The organism is Mammaliicoccus sp. D-M19, assembly GCF_022386695.1.
Classification (GTDB): domain Bacteria; phylum Bacillota; class Bacilli; order Staphylococcales; family Staphylococcaceae; genus Mammaliicoccus; species Mammaliicoccus sciuri.
In genome coordinates this window covers 287,544-308,392 of record NZ_JAJNHW010000002.1, presented here as the reverse complement: position 1 = coordinate 308,392, position 20,849 = coordinate 287,544, and the positions used below count along the sequence as shown (strand labels likewise).

The 20,849-nt window shown below is 32.8% G+C and carries 16 protein-coding genes and 1 other RNA gene; 2 read left to right on the top strand and 15 right to left on the bottom strand.

The window, feature by feature from the left end; all coding sequences use genetic code 11:
• Positions 1-19: 19 nt before the first annotated feature.
• Positions 20-1,645: an ABC-F type ribosomal protection protein Sal(A) gene (gene sal(A), locus LQ675_RS07035; protein WP_239727308.1), complete on the bottom strand. Its 1,626-nt coding sequence runs from the start codon at positions 1,643-1,645 to the stop codon at positions 20-22.
• A 317-nt stretch (positions 1,646-1,962) separates the two neighbouring features.
• On the opposite strand from sal(A), the gene LQ675_RS07030 reads away from it, so the two are divergent.
• Positions 1,963-2,973, top strand: a complete 1,011-nt coding sequence (locus LQ675_RS07030; RefSeq protein ID WP_048539656.1) for an LLM class flavin-dependent oxidoreductase — start codon at positions 1,963-1,965, stop codon at positions 2,971-2,973.
• A gap of 45 nt (positions 2,974-3,018) precedes the next feature.
• Here the strand turns inward: LQ675_RS07030 and LQ675_RS07025 are convergent, their stop codons facing one another.
• On the bottom strand, positions 3,019-3,753 hold the full coding sequence (locus LQ675_RS07025) for a trypsin-like serine peptidase (RefSeq protein WP_048539655.1): 735 nt from the start codon (positions 3,751-3,753) through the stop codon (positions 3,019-3,021).
• A 216-nt stretch (positions 3,754-3,969) separates the two neighbouring features.
• Positions 3,970-4,389, bottom strand: coding sequence for a cysteine metabolism transcriptional regulator CymR (cymR, locus tag LQ675_RS07020; RefSeq protein ID WP_025904248.1), 420 nt, complete (start codon positions 4,387-4,389; stop codon positions 3,970-3,972).
• A gap of 89 nt (positions 4,390-4,478) precedes the next feature.
• Between cymR and LQ675_RS07015 the strand changes: the two genes are divergently transcribed.
• The gene (locus tag LQ675_RS07015; RefSeq protein WP_239727305.1) at positions 4,479-5,741 is read left to right on the top strand and encodes a replication-associated recombination protein A; all 1,263 of its coding nucleotides are present in this window, start codon (positions 4,479-4,481) and stop codon (positions 5,739-5,741) included.
• A 44-nt stretch (positions 5,742-5,785) separates the two neighbouring features.
• Here LQ675_RS07015 and LQ675_RS07010 read toward each other — a convergent pair whose 3' ends face one another.
• From LQ675_RS07010 to tgt, 12 genes are all read right to left on the bottom strand, one after another.
• Complete coding sequence (locus tag LQ675_RS07010; protein WP_048539653.1) at positions 5,786-6,553, bottom strand: tRNA threonylcarbamoyladenosine dehydratase; 768 nt, start codon at positions 6,551-6,553, stop codon at positions 5,786-5,788.
• A 53-nt stretch (positions 6,554-6,606) separates the two neighbouring features.
• A non-coding RNA gene (gene ssrS, locus LQ675_RS07005) (6S RNA) lies at positions 6,607-6,799 on the bottom strand.
• Positions 6,800-6,856: 57 nt separating this feature from the next.
• Positions 6,857-8,629 carry an aspartate--tRNA ligase gene (aspS, locus tag LQ675_RS07000; protein ID WP_239727303.1) on the bottom strand — a complete coding sequence of 591 codons (1,773 nt, stop codon included), beginning with the start codon at positions 8,627-8,629 and terminating at the stop codon, positions 6,857-6,859.
• Positions 8,629-9,894, bottom strand: a complete 1,266-nt coding sequence (gene hisS, locus LQ675_RS06995) for a histidine--tRNA ligase (protein WP_058592086.1) — start codon at positions 9,892-9,894, stop codon at positions 8,629-8,631. Before hisS ends, aspS begins: the two co-directional genes overlap by 1 nt.
• A gap of 322 nt (positions 9,895-10,216) precedes the next feature.
• Entirely contained in the window at positions 10,217-11,089 is an 873-nt protein-coding gene (locus LQ675_RS06990) for an N-acetylmuramoyl-L-alanine amidase family protein (RefSeq protein WP_048539650.1), read from the bottom strand.
• Entirely contained in the window at positions 11,086-11,538 is a 453-nt protein-coding gene (gene dtd / locus LQ675_RS06985) for a D-aminoacyl-tRNA deacylase (protein WP_048539649.1), read from the bottom strand. Before dtd ends, LQ675_RS06990 begins: the two co-directional genes overlap by 4 nt.
• A 13-nt stretch (positions 11,539-11,551) precedes the next feature.
• Complete coding sequence (locus tag LQ675_RS06980) at positions 11,552-13,741, bottom strand: RelA/SpoT family protein (protein WP_025904255.1); 2,190 nt, start codon at positions 13,739-13,741, stop codon at positions 11,552-11,554.
• A 119-nt stretch (positions 13,742-13,860) separates the two neighbouring features.
• Positions 13,861-14,379 carry an adenine phosphoribosyltransferase gene (locus tag LQ675_RS06975; protein WP_025904256.1) on the bottom strand — a complete coding sequence of 173 codons (519 nt, stop codon included), beginning with the start codon at positions 14,377-14,379 and terminating at the stop codon, positions 13,861-13,863.
• Positions 14,379-16,673: a single-stranded-DNA-specific exonuclease RecJ gene (gene recJ, locus LQ675_RS06970; protein WP_239727290.1), complete on the bottom strand. Its 2,295-nt coding sequence runs from the start codon at positions 16,671-16,673 to the stop codon at positions 14,379-14,381. Before recJ ends, LQ675_RS06975 begins: the two co-directional genes overlap by 1 nt.
• A gap of 299 nt (positions 16,674-16,972) precedes the next feature.
• The gene (secDF, locus tag LQ675_RS06965) at positions 16,973-19,264 is read right to left on the bottom strand and encodes a protein translocase subunit SecDF (protein ID WP_119649144.1); all 2,292 of its coding nucleotides are present in this window, start codon (positions 19,262-19,264) and stop codon (positions 16,973-16,975) included.
• A 169-nt stretch (positions 19,265-19,433) separates the two neighbouring features.
• Complete coding sequence (gene yajC, locus LQ675_RS06960; protein WP_025904259.1) at positions 19,434-19,697, bottom strand: preprotein translocase subunit YajC; 264 nt, start codon at positions 19,695-19,697, stop codon at positions 19,434-19,436.
• A gap of 12 nt (positions 19,698-19,709) precedes the next feature.
• Positions 19,710-20,849: a tRNA guanosine(34) transglycosylase Tgt gene (gene tgt / locus LQ675_RS06955; protein ID WP_048539646.1), complete on the bottom strand. Its 1,140-nt coding sequence runs from the start codon at positions 20,847-20,849 to the stop codon at positions 19,710-19,712.

The following is a 20,849-nucleotide window of genomic DNA, read 5'->3' as shown; positions in this document are numbered from 1 at the left end:
CACCATTTTTATGAAAAGACTAGAACTCTGTTTCACGATTTCTTTCATCTGTATATTGTTCTAATTCTTTTAAATGATGTTTCATAGATTCTGTATTAATAGGATCTTTGACTTGAACATTTTCATGCGTCATTTGATGATTTTTTATAGTCCAAGTCTGATCTTTAATTTGTGATTTAAAATAATTATCATGAGATACAATAAGGACCGAACCTTGAAATGATTGTATTAATTGAATGATTTTTTCTTGCATGCCAATATCGAAATAGTTTGTTGGCTCATCTAATATCATAATATGAGGATTTGAAAAATATAATTTTACAAATTGTAACCTACATTTTTCACCCATCGATAGTGTTTCAACAACATCATTTATCCTATCTTTATCAAAATAAAAGCTTGCTAATATGGTTCTTGCATCTGCTTCTTTCATTTCAGGAATTTCTAATATTTCATCTAAGACAGTATGATGCATATTTAAATTCTCAAAATCTTGAGAGAAATATCCAATTTCTAATTCTGGATGAACAGTTATATCACCTTTAGTTGGCTCGAGTTCACCGAGTATCAATTTGATTAAAGTTGATTTACCTGTACCATTTCTGCCTTCAACAATAACATTTTGATTTCGCTTAATATAGAATGATACATCATCGAATATTTTCCGGTTATCATAAGCAAACGAAACATGATTAAATTGAACTAAATAATGTGATTTAAAATTATGATGTTGTATTGAGAAAGTTTTCTCTTTTTTATGTGGATTTGGGATATGCTCTTGATCAAGTTTACGATTTAATTGTTGTTCTTTTGATTTAAACCGTTTCGCTAACTTACTTAATTGTTTTTGTTGATATGGGCTTCTCACAGAAGCACTTTGTTCTGCTTTTTGATACCATGCTTTATATTTTTTAATCGTTTCTTCAATGGCCGCTTGTTCTTTTTGTTGTTTTTCATACTGTAGCTTTAATGTTTCATGCTCTATATCTTTTTGTTGTTTGTATTTATCGTATTTACCGATATACTTCTTAGCCCCATCAAGACTCAATTCTAATATAGCATCTGGCGTTTCATTTAAAAATGTTCGGTCATGAGATACAAATAATATAGCACGTTGTTCTTGTTTAAAAGCTTTCGTCAACCATTCCTTCATTTCTAAATCCATGTGGTTTGTTGGTTCATCGATTAATAGTAATGATGCTTTAGACATTTTCACTTTTAAAAATGATACTTTTGTTTGTTCTCCACCACTTAAAGTAGAAATTTTCTGTTCTAGTTGTTCCTCTTTTATTCCGAGCTTTTTTGCTTCTGTTACGATTTCACCTTCTATAATGTATCCATCTAATTCAATATATTTATTAATCATATCTGTATGATTAAGTTGCAATCTAATCTTTGCGATTTCAGGATATGATTCAATTATATAATCCAAAACAGTCCAATCATAATAAGGTGTTAAATCTTGTTCCATCATCGCTGAATCAACTGATTGATCTTGATGAATGACTTTTAATAATGTTGATTTTCCAACACCATTAACACCAACGATTGCTAAATGTTCATGGTCCTCTATTGAAAAAGTCAACTCGGGTATTAATACTTTATGTTCAACTTCTAATGCTTTTTCTTCAAATAAAAATAGCATAATGTAGCCTCCTCTACCCATGTATTACACATGAAGACGCACCATTACACTATTCTCGGTTTGTAACGGCAACATCATATTATAGACATACTTATCCAATCATCATTGTGCAACACAATGGTTTTTTTACGTTATTTTCTATTAGCGCAAAAAATTATTGGATATCCATGCCTATTATTGATGCCACCTCTCTGTAAATTTGCATTTATTATAACTTTTAGTAACACAATAGTCAAATGTTGTTGAGCAATTAAATAGTACAACATAAATACAGTTGATATACTTCCAATATATAATTATGTAAGGAGCGTCACAAAATGAAATCAAAATTCCCAGTTTCTGCATTAAATCTAGTTCCACTTAGAAAAGGTGAAACGGAGCAAGATGCCATTAAGAATATGGTATCACTCGCTCAAAATGTAGAAAAATTAGGCTATGAACGTTATTGGATTGCTGAACATCATAATGCACCAAATTTAGTGAGTTCTGCAACTGCTCTACTCATTCAACATACACTTGAACATACAGAGTCTATTCAAGTTGGTTCTGGCGGCATCATGTTACCTAACCATGCACCTCTTATTGTTGCTGAGCAATTTGGAACAATGGCTACAATGTTTCCAAATAGATTAAATCTTGGCTTAGGGCGAGCACCAGGTACGGATATGATGACCGCTTCTGCACTAAGAAGAGATTCACATAAAGGTGTATATACATTTGGTGATGATATTAAACAATTACTACAATATTTCGGTCCTGAAGAACAACAATCATATGTAAGACCATATCCAGGCGTAGATACAAACATTCCGATTTATGTGTTAGGTTCTTCAACGGACTCTGCACATTTAGCTGCTCGATTAGGTTTACCATACGTCTTTGCAGCACACTTTGCACCAGATCAAATGTCTCAAGCAATCGAAATATATAGAGACTTATTTGAGCCATCAGAATATTTAAATGAACCTTATATGGCCGTTTGTTTAAATGTTATTGTCGGTGAAACTGACGAAGAAGCGACATATTTATCTTCAACAATGCACTTAATGTTTTTAAGCATTGTAAGAAATGCGCGCATGCCATTACAACCACCTACTGATCAACTTGAAAACATTTGGTCTCCACAGGAAAAATATATGGCACAATCTAAAACAAACACTTCTTTCATAGGTAGTGAAGAAACTGTAAAACAACAATTGATAGATTTCCAAAAGAAATACAATGTCGATGAAATTATGGCGGTAAGCTATATTTATGATTTAGATAAACAATATCAATCATATGAATCATTCAAGAAAATTGTAGATGATGTATACGGGGAAGCATAAAAAAACGATCATAAAGTGATAAGTTATCACTTTATGATCGTTTTTTTATTTTAAATTACTTTGTATAAATTGTTGAACGTTGCTGTTAAAAAGCACGCCACTGTTATGGCTATCTGGTACGCCACCATAATGTAAACCAATAACTTGGCTATTTGAATTAAAGATTGGTGAACCTGAATTACCACCATAAGTACTTAAGTCGTAAGATACGTCACTACCTGAAGCAGATAATACATTACCTTTACTTTCCCATAATGTCGCGATAGGTTTATCTCCTGGATAACCTGTTACCGTAATGTCATCTCCTTTTTTAACTGAAGATGTATCAGCGATTGTTGCTGCTTGAACAGCGTCACCAATAGATTGACCATTACTATTTTTACCCACTGTAACAACTGCTAAATCTTCACCGCCTGGCGCTACTTTATAATCAGTTGCTGTAAATGTACCAGCTGGGAAATTCCCATCGCCATTTGCTGCTGGTGAGAATTTTAATACAGAAGCATCACCATTAGTAGCATCTACAACGTGTTTATTTGTAAGAACGGTATTTTTACCGACAACAACACCTGATGCAATTGATGTACCTCCGATATCAGCGAATGCAATAGATTGATAATGTGCAGACGTTGTATTCGTAATTTGTGTACGATCATTTTTAGGTAATATAACTCTAGATGACGGACCATCTGTCTTTGCGTTAACTTCAAACGGTAATGCTATGAAACTTAATAATAAAACTGCTACTACACTTAATATGTATCGTTTTAAATTTTTCATATACTCTCCCCTTTGTTGTAGTGTACAACTATCTTAATATGAAAGTTATATCGAAGGGGGAATATTACACTACTTAGCACATATTCATGCTTAACTGTTAAAATAACGGAATATTTTGTGCAGTTAGGCATGAATTCAATACAGTTAAGCAATAAAAAATAAGATAGCAATCTCCAATATTCGTCTTGAAGATTGCTATCCAATTTAATTTGTGAACTAGATATAGAACATATATCCTTCTAGTTCATCTTCATTTGTATAATTTGCTAAGTATTCTAGTGTTGTATTATCTAGAACTTCTTTTACAGCATCTCTAATACGAATCCACAATTGTTGTTGTGCAGGTGGCTCGTCTTCTATACCTTCAACAGGTGTAATTGGCCCTTCTAACAATCTAATCACATCACCAGCTGTAATTTCTGATGGTGCTTTTTGTAATTGATAGCCCCCTTTGGCACCTCTTACACTTTTAATAAGACCAGCATTACGTAGTGGTCCTACTAATTGTTCTAAATATAAATCACTTAAATTGTTTTCTTCAGCGATTGACTTTAAAGATGTACATCCTTGACCATAACGCTTAGTCAACGATATCATAAGTGTTAAGCCATATCGTCCTTTAGTAGAAATTTTCATGTACTACACCTCTTATTTTCTAAAAAAATATTACTAATTCATTTTATCATTTTTTGTACACTTTGAGTAATTAGAAAGGTTGATTCCAAATGAAAAACGAACCATTAGCTTATAGAATGCGTCCTCAAACGATAGATGATGTTATAAGCCAAGAACATTTAGTCGGTCCAAAAGCCATTATTAGAAGAATGGTTAACACTAAAAAGTTAACTTCTATGATTTTTTATGGACCTCCGGGAATTGGAAAAACGAGTATCGCCCAAGCTATCGCCGGGAGTACTCAATATAAATTTAGACAACTTAATGCTGTCACTAACACTAAAAAGGATATGCAACTTGTTGTTGAAGAAGCCAAAATGTCTGGACAAGTTATACTTTTACTAGACGAAATTCATCGATTAGATAAGGCAAAACAAGATTCCTTATTACCTCATTTAGAATCAGGCAAAATTGTACTTATTGGTGCAACGACGTCAAACCCATACCATGCTATCAATCCAGCTATACGAAGCAGAACGCAAATTTTTGAACTATATCCTCTAAACGAAGAAGATATTTTAATTGCTTTAAACAGAGCGATTGAAGATAAAGAATATGGATTAGCCTCATATGCCCCTATTGTGGACAAAGACGCGTTAGAATATTTTGCAAAAGCAAGTTACGGTGATGTGAGAAGTGCATTAAATGCGCTAGAACTTGCTGTACTCAGTGCTGATATTCAAGATGATAAACGTCACGTCACAATTGAAGATGCGCAAGTTTGTATTCAAAAGAACGCTTTCCAACACGATAAAGATGGTGATCAACATTATGATGTTATGAGTGCATTCCAAAAATCTATTAGAGGTAGTGATGTCGACGCAGCGCTACATTATTTAGCTAGATTAATTGAAGCGGGAGATTTGCCAACTATTGCAAGACGCCTTCTTGTGATTAGCTATGAAGATATCGGTTTAGCTTCTCCGGGTGCTGCAGCTAGAACATTATCTGCTATTGAAGCGAGTGAACGACTTGGCTTTCCAGAAGCCCGTATACCTTTAAGCCAAGCAGTCATCGAACTTTGCTTATCACCTAAATCTAATTCAGCAATTGTATCTATTGATGAAGCTCTTTCAGACATTAGAAAAGGTAAAGCTGGTTTAGTTCCGAAACATTTGAAAGATGGACACTATCAAGGTGCAAAAGAATTAGGAAATGCAATTGGTTATAAATACCCACATAATTATGAAAATGGATATGTAGAACAACAATATTTACCTGATACTTTAAAAGGCAAACAATATTATCAACCTAAGCTTACATCTAAATCTGAACAAAAATTAGCAGAAATATATCGCAACTTAAAAAAATGAGGCTGGACGTATCCAGTCTCATTTTTTATTATCAAAGCTGCTAGCTATTTATCTTTGATTCTTTTTACTGGGATATCTTTCAAAATATCATTCACAACATAGCTTGCACAAATTAACCCAACAACGCTTGGTACAAAAGCATTAGATGATGGTGGCATTTGCGCCTTTCTAACTTTTGCGTTTTTATCGCCTACAACTTCTTTTACATCTTCTCTTATCATAATAGGACTTTCATCACTAAATACAACATTAATACCTTTATGAATGCCCATTTTTCTTAATTTTAGACGTATAATTTTTGCCATAGGATCTGTATGTGTTTTAGAAATATCAGCTATTTCAAATTTAGTAGGGTCTGTTTTGTTTGCAGCACCCATACTTGAGATAACATCGATACCTCTTTCTAAACACTCTTTCATAAGATGAACTTTATACATGATTGTATCACTAGCATCTACAAAATAATCAATGTCGTATTCATTAAATAAAGCTTCGTAAGTTTCTTCAGTATAGAACATATGCAATGAAGTGACTTTACAATCAGGATTAATTAATTTAATACGCTCTTCCATTAAATCTACTTTTGATTGACCAATTGTTGTTGTTAAAGCATGTAATTGTCTATTTACATTTGTGATATCTACATCATCTTTATCTATTAATATGATATGACCAATATTAGTTCTCGCTAATGCTTCAGCAGCAAATGAACCTACACCGCCTACACCAAGGACAACTACTGTTTTACTTTTTAATAAATCTAAGCCTTCTTTACCAATCGCTAATTCATTTCTTGAAAATTGATGCTTCATCATTATTTACTCCTTTACACAAAAATACGCAAGACATAAAGTCTTGCGTACCGATAGAATCCAATTGTGCCGTAATATTAAGTGCTAGATCATTTTGGCCTGCTATATACAGGTGGGTGCCCTGTTTCTTATTTTGCATGTCCTCCTTACGAGGCGTATGCGCTATTAAGAAAACCAATTAGGCTCCCTTGATCAAAAGTGTTAGGTCAAAATATAAAAAGCTTATTACGAACACTTCAGATGACTACCTTATAAATTTATTCTATCATACTTCTTCTAAATAACAAGTATTTATACTTTTAATTATTTTTCATCTAAATCAAGTTGCAAATGTAATTCATGTAACTGGCTCGTAGATACTTCACTTGGTGCATCCGTTAATAGACAAGAAGCACTTGCTGTTTTAGGGAATGCAATTGTATCTCTTAAGTTTGTTCTACCTGACAATAACATAACTAATCTATCTAGACCTAATGCAATTCCGCCATGTGGTGGTGCACCATATTTGAACGCTTCAATTAAGAATCCAAATTGTTCTTGTGCTTGTTCTTCTGTAAATCCAAGCGCTTTAAACATTTTTTCTTGAAGTTCTGATTTATGAATTCTAATAGATCCTCCACCTAATTCAAAACCATTTAAAACAATATCATACGCATTGGCTTCAACATTTGTTGGATCATTTTCAAGCATTTCTTCATGTTCTTTTTTAGGAGCAGTAAATGGATGATGCGCTGCAACATAACGTTCTGATTCTTCATCGTATTCAAATAATGGCCAATCTGTTACCCATAAGAAATTATATTTATTTGGATCAATTAAACCACGATCTTTACCAAGTTTATTTCTTAACTGCGCTAAACTTGCTGCTACGACATCTTTTTTATCTGCTATAAATAATACTAAGTCTCCAGCTTTAGCTTCAGTTTGGTTTAATAATTCATCTGTAATGTCTTCATCAAAGAATTTACTAATCGGACCATTTAAGCCTTCTTCTGTTACTTTAACCCACGCTAAACCTTTAGCACCATAAATACTTGCAAATGATTGTAATTGGTCGATATCTTTTCTAGAGTAGTCAGACGCACCATCTTCAACAACGATTGCTTTAACTTCTCCACCATTTTCAACTGCAGATTTAAATACTTTAAAGTCCATTTTTGAAGCAAGTTCTGATAAGTTAATCAGTTCCATACCAAATCTTGTATCTGGTTTATCAATTCCGTATCTTTCCATTGCTTCAGCGTATGTCATACGTGGAAATGGTGTTGTAATATCAATACCTTTTACATCTTTCATGATGCGTTTCATAAGACCTTCATTCATTTTGATAACGTCTTCTTGATCAACAAAGCTCATCTCGATATCGATTTGCGTAAATTCAGGTTGTCTATCCGCTCTTAAATCTTCGTCTCTAAAACATTTAACGATTTGATAGTATTTATCAAATCCACCAATCATTAATAATTGTTTAAATATTTGTGGTGATTGAGGTAAAGCATAGAACTCTCCATCATGTACACGAGATGGTACTAAATAGTCTCTTGCACCTTCTGGTGTAGATTTAGTTAATACAGGTGTTTCTACTTCGTAAAACTCACCTTCATCTAAGTAATTTCTTACTGCACGTGTAATTTGATGTCTCATTTTAAATGTTTGAGCTAAACTTTCTCTTCTTAAGTCGATATAACGATATTTTAATCGTACATTTTCGTCAATATCATTCATATCTGTTATTGAAAATGGCGGTGTTTCAGATTCATTTAAAATTGTAATTTCAGAAACTTGTACTTCGACTTCACCAGTCTTGATTTTGTCATTAATTGATTTTTCATCTCTTTTAGTTACTAAACCTTTAACTTGAATGACATATTCAGAACGGATTTTCTCAGCAACACTTAAAGCTTCTTGAGAGAAATCTGGGTTAAAAACGATTTGTACAACGCCTTCGCGGTCACGTAAATCAACAAATATTAAACCACCTAAGTCACGTCTTTTTTGTACCCAACCATTTAAAGTAACCGTTTGACCAATATATTCTTCAGTTATTTTACCAGCATATGTTGTTCTTTTTTCCATTATGATTCCACCTTTAAATAATTCTCTAATTCTGATAGTGAAACAAGTGTCTTTTCACCAGTTTCCATATTCTTAACTTCTACTTCTTGTTTTTCTAATTCATTTTCACCTAATACAATCGTGTATCTCGCATTTAATCTATCCGCTTGTTTCATTTGACCTTTTAATTTACGTTGTAAATAGTCTTTATCACAACTAATACCAGCCATTCTTAATTGATTGATTAATTGAACTGAAAGTCTATCCGCTTCTTCACCCATTGTCGCGATAAATAAGTCGATTGAATCTTCTTCTTCGATTTCAATACCTTCAGCTTCAAGTGCTAGTAGCAAACGTTCAATACTTAATGCAAAACCTATACCTGTTTCTTTTGGACCATCAAGTAATTCTAGTAAGCCGTTATATCTACCGCCACCACATAAAGTAGTAATAGCACCAAATCCTTCAGCATTACTCATCACTTCGAATGCTGTGTGAGTGTAATAATCTAAACCACGCACTAAATTCGTATCTATTTCATACTCGATACCAAGTTCGTCTAATAAACTTTTAACCTCTTCGAAATATTGTTTAGAATAGTCATTTAAGTATTCCGTAATTTTAGGTGCATTTTTAACAGCTTCTTTATCACGGTCTACTTTACAATCCAATATACGCATTGGATTTGTGTGTAATCTACTTTGACAATCGCTACAGAAAGTATCAATTACTGGTTCAAAATGCGCTTGTAATGCTTTCGTGTAATCAGCTCTTGATTCTGCATCACCAATACTATTGATGACTAATTTTAAGTCTTTCAATCCGAAAGATTTGTAAATGTGTACGAGCATTGAAATAATTTCAACATCAATAGAAGGATTTTCTGATCCAATCGCTTCTACACCAAATTGAACAAATTGACGATAACGCCCTTTTTGTTTTCTTTCATATCGGAACATTGGACCATTGTAATAAAGCTTTACAGGTTGATTTGGTTCACCTTGCATTTTGTTTTCGATGTAACTTCTAACAACACCTGCAGTACCTTCAGGTCGTAATGTAATGCTTCTATCACCTTTATCTTTAAAAGTATACATTTCTTTTTGTACAACATCTGTTGAATCACCAACACCTCTACTAAAAAGTTCAGTACTTTCAAATATTGGTGTTCTAATTTCTTTATAATTATATATTCTCATTAACTCATGTAATTTGTTCTCAATGTATTGCCATTTATAAGTATCTTTTGGTAATAAATCTTGTGTACCACGTGGTATATTAATCATAATATTTCCTCCTTTAAAATATAAAAAGTCCCTTGTATGCATATACATACAAGGGACGAATTATCCGTGTTGCCACCCTAATTAGTATTTAATGATTCATTAAATACTCACTTAACAACATTGTAACGGATGTTAACCGATCTTATTTTCGTAAGATTCCCTCTTCTTGTGTTCAAAAATATACGCAGTATTCATATAACTTTCAGCAAATGTTATACTCTCTGTTTCCTACTATAACGGTATACTATTCAAGAATAAACGGTATATAATCTATTTCATAATTTATATTAATATTAAACCCATAATCTGTAGTAGTCAATATCTAATTTGAAAAGTAAACTTTCAAACCGTCAACAATCCCTGTTTCTACAATGTGTCTATATTTTCTATCAACAATTAAATCTTCATCTGTAGGGTTACTAATATAACCTAACTCTAACAATACTGCAGGCATTTTAGTTTGACGAATCACTTGGAAGTTTTCGTTTCTTACGCCTCTATCAGATAGTATGGATTTTTGATTAATTGAAGTTTGTAACGTATCTGCAAATTCTTTTTGAGAATCATGATGGTAATAAACTGTTAAACCATGTGGTGCTGATGAATCTAACGCATCATTATGGATACTTATAAAGACATCTCCATCACCTTGTCTATCTTTTAATTTAACATATTCATCTTTTGTTCTCGTCATTTTCACTTTAGCGCCTTCAGTTTCAAGCATTTCTTTAAGCTCTTTTGCAGTTTTTAATGTAATGACTTTTTCGGTTACATCTTTATGTTTTGAACTCGATGCGCCTTGGTCACTTCCACCATGACCAGGATCTAATATAATCACTTTTCCTTTTAATGGTTTTAATACTGGATTAACATCTTCTTTAATATCAAGATTTGTATGCCAACCAGCAATCCAGCCTTTTTCATTTTGATCATTTTTGACTTCAAACCATTTTCCTTCTCTGTCTGTTATATCAAAACTATCTCCTTTTTTTACATCAAAGATAATTGGATAATAAGCGGCAGGTCCAGTTCTTAACTCACCATCTTCTTTCATAGATAGTGTTTTAGGTTCGTCCTCTTTAGGAATCAATAAATAAATAATAATGATTAACAAAACAATCAGTAAAATGGCAACACTGATGACAGGAACAGGCTTTATTCTCCTCTTTTTAAACCATAAATTAATTCGGTTCATTGAATGTTACCATCCTTACTTTCGAATATAATCGTAATTGGTCCATCATTGATTAATGACACATCCATATGTGCGCCAAACTCTCCTGTTTTCACGTTAATGTTATAAGATGCTAACTGTTCATTAAAATATTCATATATCTTTAATGCTTCATCTGGGCTTTTAGCATTCGTAAACCCAGGTCTATTCCCTTTTTTTACTGAAGCATATATTGTAAATTGTGATATCGACAAGATTTCACCACCGACTTGGTGTATATCTAAATTCATTTTACCTTCTTGATCTTCAAAAATTCTTGTCTTTGCTATTTTCTTAGCGATAACATCTGCATCTGCATAAGTTGATTCTTGTCCAACACCTACTAATAATAAGAATCCTTGTTGAATTTCATTTTGAGTATTTTCAGACGTTACTTTAGCTTGGCTTACTTTTTGTAGAACAACTTTCAAAAAAATTCACCTCTTAATTCCATACACGACTTACTGTATAAATATCGCCTAATTGTTTAATTCGATCAACAATTCTATATACGTCATTCACATTTTTAACCATTACGCTAATGTTAATAACTGCATTTTTATCTATATCAGCTTTACCTGAAACTTTTACTAATTGTACTTTAATTGCATTCACAACTTGAAGTACTTCGTTTAATAATCCATTTCTGTCGTAACCTGTAATTTCTAAATCTACTTGATAATTTTTTTGTTCATTTGTATTTTTAACCCATTCAACATCGATTAATCGTTCATTTTCATTAACGATGTTCGGGCAATCTTTACGATGAACTTTAACGCCATGACCTTTTGTAATATAGCCAATGATTTCATCACCAGGTATTGGATTACAACATTTTGAAAGTTTAATAAGCATGTTATCTAAACCTTCGACATAGACACCAGTATCTGTTCTAATATCTTGTTTAATTGGAATGGATTTATTGACTTCTTGCACTTGATTAAGCGATTGTTTCTTACGTTCAAGTCTTAGCTTTTCAGTAAGTCTGTTAACAGCTTGTAAGGCAGTTATGCCACCAAAACCAACTGCAGCATATAAGTCATCTTCATTTGAAAAATTATATTTTTCGTTAACAAGTTTAATGTTTTCAGCATTTAATACTTCATCTACATTGTATCCATGCTCTTTAATTTCCGCTTCAATCATAAATTTACCTTTTTCAATATTGGCAGAGCGGTCTTGTTTCTTAAAGAAACTGCGGATTTTACTTTTCGCACTTGAAGATCGGACGATTTTTAACCAATCTCGACTTGGCCCATATGAATGTTTACTCGTTCTAATCTCGACAATATCACCAGTAGATAACTTATAATCGATAGGAACGATTTTGCCGTTAACTTTCGCACCAATCATTTTATTACCTACTTCACTGTGAACAGCGTATGCAAAATCAATTGGAACTGCTCCATATGGTAATTCAACAACATCACTTTCAGGTGTAAAGACATACACTTTATCACTTTGAAGGTCATATTTTAATGATTCCATAAATTCTTCTGCATCAGGTGAAGTATTGTCAGTTTCAGCTATTTCCTGTAGCCAACTCATTTTTTGTAAATATTCTTCTGATTTATTGCTTAAATTTTTACCTTCTTTATATGCCCAGTGAGCTGCAACCCCATGTTCTGCAATTTCATGCATTTCAAATGTTCTGATTTGAATCTCTAAAGGATCTCCATTTGGACCAACGACTGTAGTATGCAGCGATTGATACATATTCTGTTTAGGCATCGCTATGTAATCTTTAAATCGACCAGGCATTGGTTTCCATAATGTATGGACAAGACCTAGCACAGCATAACAATCTTTGATTGAAGGGACAATCACTCTTATTGCAAGTAAGTCAAAAATTTGTTCGAATTGTTTTTTCTGTTTGACCATTTTTCTATAAATACTATAGATATGTTTAGGTCTACCACTTATGTCGCCAGAAATATTCATAACTTCCATTTCAGACTCTATATCTTTAATCGCATTCGCAATATATGTTTCTCGTTCGCTTCTTTTCTTTTTCATCAGATTAACAATTCTAAAATATTGAACACTATCAATATATCTTAATGAAATGTCTTCAAGTTCCCACTTAATTGTATTAATACCTAATCTATGCGCAAGTGGTGCATAGATTTCTAACGTTTCTTTAGCAATACGTTTTTGCTTTTCTTTAGGCATCGCTTTTAAAGTACGAACATTATGTAATCTATCTGCTAATTTAACTAATATAACTCGGACATCTTTAGCAATCGCTATAAATAATTTTCTATGATTTTCAGCTTGTTGCGTTTCTTTAGATTTATATTTAACTTTTTTTAATTTTGTAACACCATCTACAATTATGGCTACTTCTTCATTAAACATTTCTACCAAATCATCATACGTATAAGGTGTATCCTCAATTACATCATGAAGGAATCCAGCAACTATAGTTGGACCATCCAATTTCATTTCGGTTAAAATACCCGCTACCTGAATAGGATGCATGATATATGGCAAATTATTTTTTCTAATTTGTCCTTGATGTGCTTTAAAAGCCAAATCATAACTCTTTTCTACTAAACGATATGCATCTTCAGATAAGTAACTTTTAGCTTTATATAAAACATCATCAGCACTGTATGGATATTCTTTATTCATAGGGACACCACCTCTTCAAATAAAATTCTCTTGAATATTACTATTATAGCAATTTTCAATAGTAATATGCCACCGTTAATTATAATTATTAAAAATAAAATAGCCACAATGTGACTATTTTATTCATCGTATGAAATTAACGAAACAACATCGTAACCTTTTAATTTTTCAATGCCGTTTAAATATTTAAGTTCAATTAAAAATGCAATACCCACTACAATTCCACCTAATGATTCTACTAAGTGAATTGCCGCTTCAATTGTACCACCTGTTGCTAATAAATCATCAGTAATCAATACACGTTGACCAGGTTTGATTGCATCTTTGTGCATTGTTAACACATTTGACCCATACTCAAGATCATATTCATAACGAATCACTTCACGAGGTAATTTTCCTTCTTTACGTACTGGTGCAAAGCCAATACCCATTGCATATGACACAGGACAACCAATAATAAATCCTCTTGCTTCTGGTCCTACTACGACATCAACTTGTTTGTCTTGAGCATATTGTACGATTTGGTCAGTGGCATATTTGTATGCTTCACCATTATCCATAATTGTCGTGATATCTTTAAAGTTAACACCTTGTTTTGGCCAATCTTGTACTTCTGAAACGTATTGTTTTAAATCCATTATACTTCCTCCTCAACATCACTTAACAATGAATGTATCCAATTGATTAATGATTGGCTATCATTGTACAACAATGTCTTTTCTATTTCTATTTGTTGTTTTCTTGCTTGATATAACGGTGCGTTTTGTATGTCATTTTTTCCCGCATCTTGATTTATTTCAATTATACCACGATTCATTGTAATAAAGTTTAACTCATAAAAGCAATTCAAAATGAATTTCAATTGATCAGGTTTAATTTTTAAAGCTTCACATAATTTCATACCATCATTTTGAATATTGGTTGATTGATTCATATATAAAGCTTTATAAGCTTGCTTGAACTTTTCATCACTTGGAATACCTTCAAAGTATGAATTGGTTTGCCCTTTAAATACTAAATAATATTTTTCGGCTTTAATATTAGATAAAGTTTGTTTGAATGTTTCTAAATCTTGTGGTAAATCTCTCAGCACACACGTTTCGACTTCATTTGGATACGTATCACCATAATGTATATATTGCTCATTTATTTTCTCGGATGAAGGGTTAATCACAAACAGTGCATTGTCTTGATTAATTTTTAACAAGTCCTGTTTATTTTTACTTCTATAATCAAAAATAGCATGATCATTACTCAACGCTAAATCTTTAAGAATAATTTGTGGAGATTGATGTCCATTCCATTCATTAACATTTAAACTACCTGCAACATTAATTGTCGTATCATTTGAAATATCATGAATGAGATGTCCAGCATTCCAATGTAAAGCTACAATATTTTTGTCTGTTAATGTTAATTTAAGATGTTTATTTCCTTGACCAATACCTTTAACAGATTTGACCGGAACATTACTAATTGAAAATAGTGGCGCTAATAAATCTGTACCAAAAGGTCTTAATCTTTCTAAATCAAATATGTTCTCAACCGTAATATCTGAAGTTTCTATTTCTGCATCAACGATTAACTGCGGTAATAATTTTTTACCTTCTGTTATTTTGTGCATATCTTGATTCAAAGCTTTCTTCAATGGTTCAATCGCGTCAATATCTAATGTCATACCAGCCGCCATATGATGGCCACCAAATTTACGAATCAAATCGCTATGGTTTGTTAGAAATTCAAACATTGAAACTTGTTCAATACTTCTAGCAGAACCTTTCGCGTGATTTTGCTCTATATCCACATTTAATACAATTGTTGGTAAATGATACTTCTCAACTATTCTTGAAGCCACAATACCTAATACACCTTCATTCCAATCTTCTTTTGCAAGTATTAGAAATTGGGCATTTTGTTGCATTTCAATTTCAGCTAGCTCCATTGCTTCATTCGTAATATTTTCAACAATTGCTTTACGTTCTGTATTAAATTGGTCCACTTCTTCAGCTAAGAACATCGCTTCATCGTCATCATCGCTCATAAGCAATTCTCCAGCTAATCGAGCATCATCTAATCTACCAACTGCGTTCAGACGAGGTCCGATAATAAAGCCGACTGTTTGTTCACTTACTTCATCCGTAAAATCAGCTACGGACAATAAACTTTTTATCCCTGGTAAAGGTTGTTCATTCAAAATGCGCAACCCTTGTTTAACCATATATCTATTTTCATCCGTTAAACTCACTAAGTCGGCAATCGTACCGATAGCAACTAAACCTAAGAACGCATCTGGTATATCTGTTTTAAGTGCTTTAGAAAGTTTATATGAAACACCCACTCCAGCTAAATATTTAAATGGATAATTAAAATCAGGGTGCATAGGGTGAACAATCGCATATGCATTCGGCTTTGTTTCGCCAAATTCATGATGGTCTGTCACAATCACATCAATACCAAGTTCATTGGCAATATCAATTTCATGATGACCTTGAATACCATTATCCACTGTAATGATAAGAGACACACCTTCATCATGTGCATTTCTAAATGCCGCTTCACTCGGTCCATATCCTTCAGTAAATCTATTAGGAATATACCAACCTACAGTAGCTCCCATTGACTCTAAAGTCTTGACGAGAATCGTTGTAGATGTAACTCCATCTGCATCATAATCACCATATACTAATATTCTTTCATCATTTTCAATAGCTTTATGTATTCTCGAAGTTGCCTTTTCCATATCACTTAGTAACATCGGATCGTGGAATAACACTTCATTAGATAATAAACTTTCAATTTGCTCTTCAGACGTATAGCCTTTTGAAATTAAAGTTTTTTCTAAAAGTGGTGAAATTTTATATTTTTTTATGATTTGTGGATCAATATTTTGATTGAGCTCTGATTTTTTCCATTGATAACAAGCTTTAGTCATATCAAATCTCCTCATTTCTACTCAAAACATTATACATGAAATATCGTACTTTCTCTACTAAACAAATAAAACATAAGCAAAGAGTCAGGTTGTAAAAAGATTCAGCGGTTAGTTACACTTCGACCTACTTTTGTTACTAACTGCCTCCTTAGTTACAATTCCACAGACTTTTGTTACTATGGGCACCCTTAGTTACATTTCCCCGTACTTTTGTAATCATGACCCCTAAGTTAAACCTTTACCATTTACTCTAAACAAAAAAGCACCTGCCCTTTTACTAAGGACAGGTACACGATTTATTAAACTAATATTTTTTCATCGTTTGATTTTTTCTCAGTATATACAACTAATTTACCATTTTCTGATTTTTTAAGTTGTCGTTTTTTCAAGATACCCCATAAAGGTACTGCGACGAATACTGATGAGAACACACCGGATACTAAACCGATTAATAGTGCTAATGAGAAGTTGAAAATACTTGATGAACCAAGTATTAATAATGCGACAACTACTATAACAACTGTTAATACGGTATTGATTGATCTTGTCATCGTTTGTCTAATAGATGAGTTAACAATCATATCAATAGTTTCTGGTTTCGTTATCACTTTCACTTTACGTAAATTTTCCCTTACGCGGTCAAATGTAACGATCGTGTCATTAATTGAATAACCAATTATTGTTAGAACTGCTGCAATGAATGTAATATCCACTTCGAGTCTGAATAAACTGAATACAGCTACAATCATAAACACGTCATGTAATAATGCAAGCACTGCAGTTGTACCCATTCTCCATTCAAATCTAAAGGATACGTATAAAACAATTCCTAGTGCTGCATAAAGCATTGCTTTTAATGCGTTTCCAGCTAACTCTTGACCAACAACTGGTGAAACCGTACTTACGTTTGGATCATGACCCAATGATTTACCAAAGTCAGATTTAACTTTTTGTATTTCAGATTTGTTTAATGCATCTTTAAATTGTACAGTTGCCATTTTGTTTCCAGTTCCACTTGTTGTAACTTGTGATGGTTCTAATCCCATATCTTTAAACTGTTTTGAAACTTGTTCAGTCTTGATAGTTTGATCAGATTGTAAGTCAACACGTGTACCACTAGTGAAATCAATACCTAAATTTAATCTAAATATTGATACGATGATGGCACCAACAATTATCGTAATAATACTAAATGTTAATAATGGTTTAGCAAGTTTTACGAAATTAATTTTGTCATAGACTGTTCTTAAATCATGAACATCTAATCTTTCACTAATATCATGTCTATCTTTCTTAGAAACACCAAACCAATTATATTTTTTCTTGAAGTAGTTTGAGTTTACTAATAATGCTAATAATATTCTTGTGAAGAATACTGAAGTTACGAAACTCATAAGAATCGCAAGTAATAACATTGTTGCGAAACCTTTTACTGAACTTTCACCAAATACGAATAATACGAGCGCTGCTAAAATTGTTGTTAAGTTAGCATCTAATATTGTAATAAATGAAGAACCAGAACCTTTTTTAAAGGCTTGTTGTAGTGTCCTTCCTATCCGCAATTCATCTTTTATCCGTTCGTACATGATGATGTTAGCATCAACGGCCATACCTACACCTAACACTAAGGCAGCAAGTCCGGGCAATGTTAATACCCCTGAAATAAAGTTAAATGCTACTAATGTTAAGTAAACATAAGCACTTAATGTAATGACAGCTACAACACCAGGTAATCGGTAGTAAATGAGCATGAATAAGAATATAATACCTACACCTATTGAAGAAGCAAGTACTGTTTCATCTAATGCATCTTTACCGAATTGTGCACCTACTGATGTAGAATAAACTTCATCTAATTTAACAGGTAGTGAACCTGAGTTTAATAAATCTGCAATTTGTTTTGCTTCTTTAACACCTTTTTCACCATTGAATCCACCAGAAATTTCAACATTTTCTGAATTGATTGGTTGGCTTACAGTTGCTGCAGAAATATATTTCGGTTCTTTACCTTCTTGTTCTTTCTTAGCTTCTTTAGCGTAACTGTCTCCTTTTTCATAGTCCATCCAAATGACCATTAAATTAGGATTCATTTTAGAAACTTTTTCAGTTACTTCTTTGAACTTTTTAGCATCTTTTAGTTTAAGAGTAACGGCTACTTCGTTTGTATTGTCTTTAAAGCCTTGCTTAGCGCCACCTTGAACTAAATCTTTACCAGATAGTAAAACTCTATCCTTTGCATCTCTGATCGTTAAATTCGCTTGTGTAGAAAGTACTTCACGAGCTTCATTCTGGTCTTTAATACCAGCTAATTGAACTCGAATTCGATTACCTTCTTCAACTTGAATTTTCGGCTCAGAAACACCTAATACGTTTACACGTGACTCTAAAGTCTTTGCAGTTGATTTAACCGCATCATTATCAATCTTATCACCTTTGTCTAAAGGATTAACTTGATATAAAACTTCAAAACCACCTTGTAAGTCTAGACCTAAATTTACATTCTTTGTTATATCTTTTGTTGTTGATCCTATTAAGCTAAAAACCAACACTGCAAGAAGTAAAAAGGCTATAATTCTACTCCGCTTTTTCACGATAACACCTCTTACATATTTTTAATTCACTATATATGTTATAGCATACATCAACTATAGTTGAATAGCCATAACATTCATGTATGAAAAAAAGACATGGATAACCATGTCTTTTAACATTAAATATGATACATAATATTAAACCAATTTCCTTAAAAAGTAAACTGTTTTATGAAGGGTCTACTTGTTTAATAGCTGGTTTTTCAAATGTAATTTCGTGTCCTTTATCGTTAACAGAAACAACAACGATAGACTCATCTACTGCTCTAACAGTACCTTTGATACCGCCGATTGAAGTTACTTTTTGACCAACTTCTAAACGATTTAATAATTCACGATGTTCTTTTGCACGCTTTTGTTGTGGTCTAATCATTAAGAACCAAACAAGCGCAAAAATTAAGATAATAGGTAATAATTGTACTAATACTTCCATATTCAATCTCCTTTAAAAGTTTTTGGGGTTATCTACATTTAGTCCATACTGCTCGAAAAATTCATCTTTGAAATCAAGTAATCGATCTTCTCTTATTGCTTGGCGAATGTTCTCCATAAGTTTTAATAAGAAATACAAATTATGATATGTAGTAAGACGAATTCCAAATGTTTCATCTGCTTTAATCAGATGACGCAAATATGCTTTAGTATAGTTTCTACATGTATAACAATCACACTCTGGATCAAGCGGAGATAAATCTTGCTGATATTTAGCATTTTTTATAACGACTCTACCTTGAGATGTCATACAAGTACCGTTTCTAGCTATACGTGTAGGTAATACGCAATCAAACATATCGATGCCTCTAATAGAACATTCGATTAATGCGTCTGGAGAACCAACTCCCATTAAATATCTTGGTTTATTAAATGGCATTAATGGCGCTGTATGTTCAACCATTCTGTACATGACAGGTTTAGGTTCACCAACAGACAAACCACCAATAGCATAGCCAGGAAAATCAAGTGAAACGAGGTCTTTAGCACTTTGCTCTCTAAGATCCTTATATTCTCCACCTTGGATAATACCAAATAAAGCTTGATCTTCAGGGCGACGATGAGCTTCTAGACATCTTTCCGCCCATCTTGATGTTCTCTCAATTGAATTTTTTACATATTCATATTCAGATGGCATTGGAGGGCATTCATCAAACGCCATCATGATATCTGAACCAAGATCATTTTGAATATGCATCGCTTTTTCAGGACTTAAGAACAATTTAGAACCATTTAAATGATGTCTAAAATGTACACCTTCTTCTTCGATTTTTCTCATATCACTTAAACTGAATACTTGAAAACCTCCAGAATCAGTAAGTATAGGTCCATCCCAATTCATAAACTTATGTAATCCACCCACTTTAGAAATGATATCACTTCCAGGTTGTAACCACAAATGATAGGTATTACTAAGTATAATTTTTGCTTCCATCTGTTTAAGTTCTTCAGGGCTCATTGTCTTAACTGTTGCTTTAGTTCCAACAGGCATGAACATAGGCGTTTCAAATGAACCATGAGGTGTATGCACAATCCCTAGTCTTGCACCTGATTGCTTACAAGTCTTAATGTGCTCGTATGTTACTGCAGGCAT

Excerpts from the sequence above, each read along its gene's own strand:
- LQ675_RS07030 (WP_048539656.1), top strand. The coding sequence starts at position 1,963 with ATGAAATCAAAATTCCCAGTTTCTGCATTAAATCTAGTTCCACTTAGA.
- LQ675_RS07025 (WP_048539655.1), bottom strand. The coding sequence starts at position 3,753 with ATGAAAAATTTAAAACGATACATATTAAGTGTAGTAGCAGTTTTATTA.
- cymR (WP_025904248.1), bottom strand. The coding sequence starts at position 4,389 with ATGAAAATTTCTACTAAAGGACGATATGGCTTAACACTTATGATATCG.
- LQ675_RS07015 (WP_239727305.1), top strand. The coding sequence starts at position 4,479 with ATGAAAAACGAACCATTAGCTTATAGAATGCGTCCTCAAACGATAGAT.
- LQ675_RS07010 (WP_048539653.1), bottom strand. The coding sequence starts at position 6,553 with ATGAAGCATCAATTTTCAAGAAATGAATTAGCGATTGGTAAAGAAGGC.
- aspS (WP_239727303.1), bottom strand. The coding sequence starts at position 8,629 with ATGGAAAAAAGAACAACATATGCTGGTAAAATAACTGAAGAATATATT.
- hisS (WP_058592086.1), bottom strand. The coding sequence starts at position 9,894 with ATGATTAATATACCACGTGGTACACAAGATTTATTACCAAAAGATACT.
- LQ675_RS06990 (WP_048539650.1), bottom strand. The coding sequence starts at position 11,089 with ATGAACCGAATTAATTTATGGTTTAAAAAGAGGAGAATAAAGCCTGTT.
- LQ675_RS06980 (WP_025904255.1), bottom strand. The coding sequence starts at position 13,741 with ATGAATAAAGAATATCCATACAGTGCTGATGATGTTTTATATAAAGCT.
- LQ675_RS06975 (WP_025904256.1), bottom strand. The coding sequence starts at position 14,379 with ATGGATTTAAAACAATACGTTTCAGAAGTACAAGATTGGCCAAAACAA.
- recJ (WP_239727290.1), bottom strand. The coding sequence starts at position 16,673 with ATGACTAAAGCTTGTTATCAATGGAAAAAATCAGAGCTCAATCAAAAT.
- yajC (WP_025904259.1), bottom strand. The coding sequence starts at position 19,697 with ATGGAAGTATTAGTACAATTATTACCTATTATCTTAATTTTTGCGCTT.
- tgt (WP_048539646.1), bottom strand. The coding sequence starts at position 20,849 with ATGCCTGCAGTAACATACGAGCACATTAAGACTTGTAAGCAATCAGGT.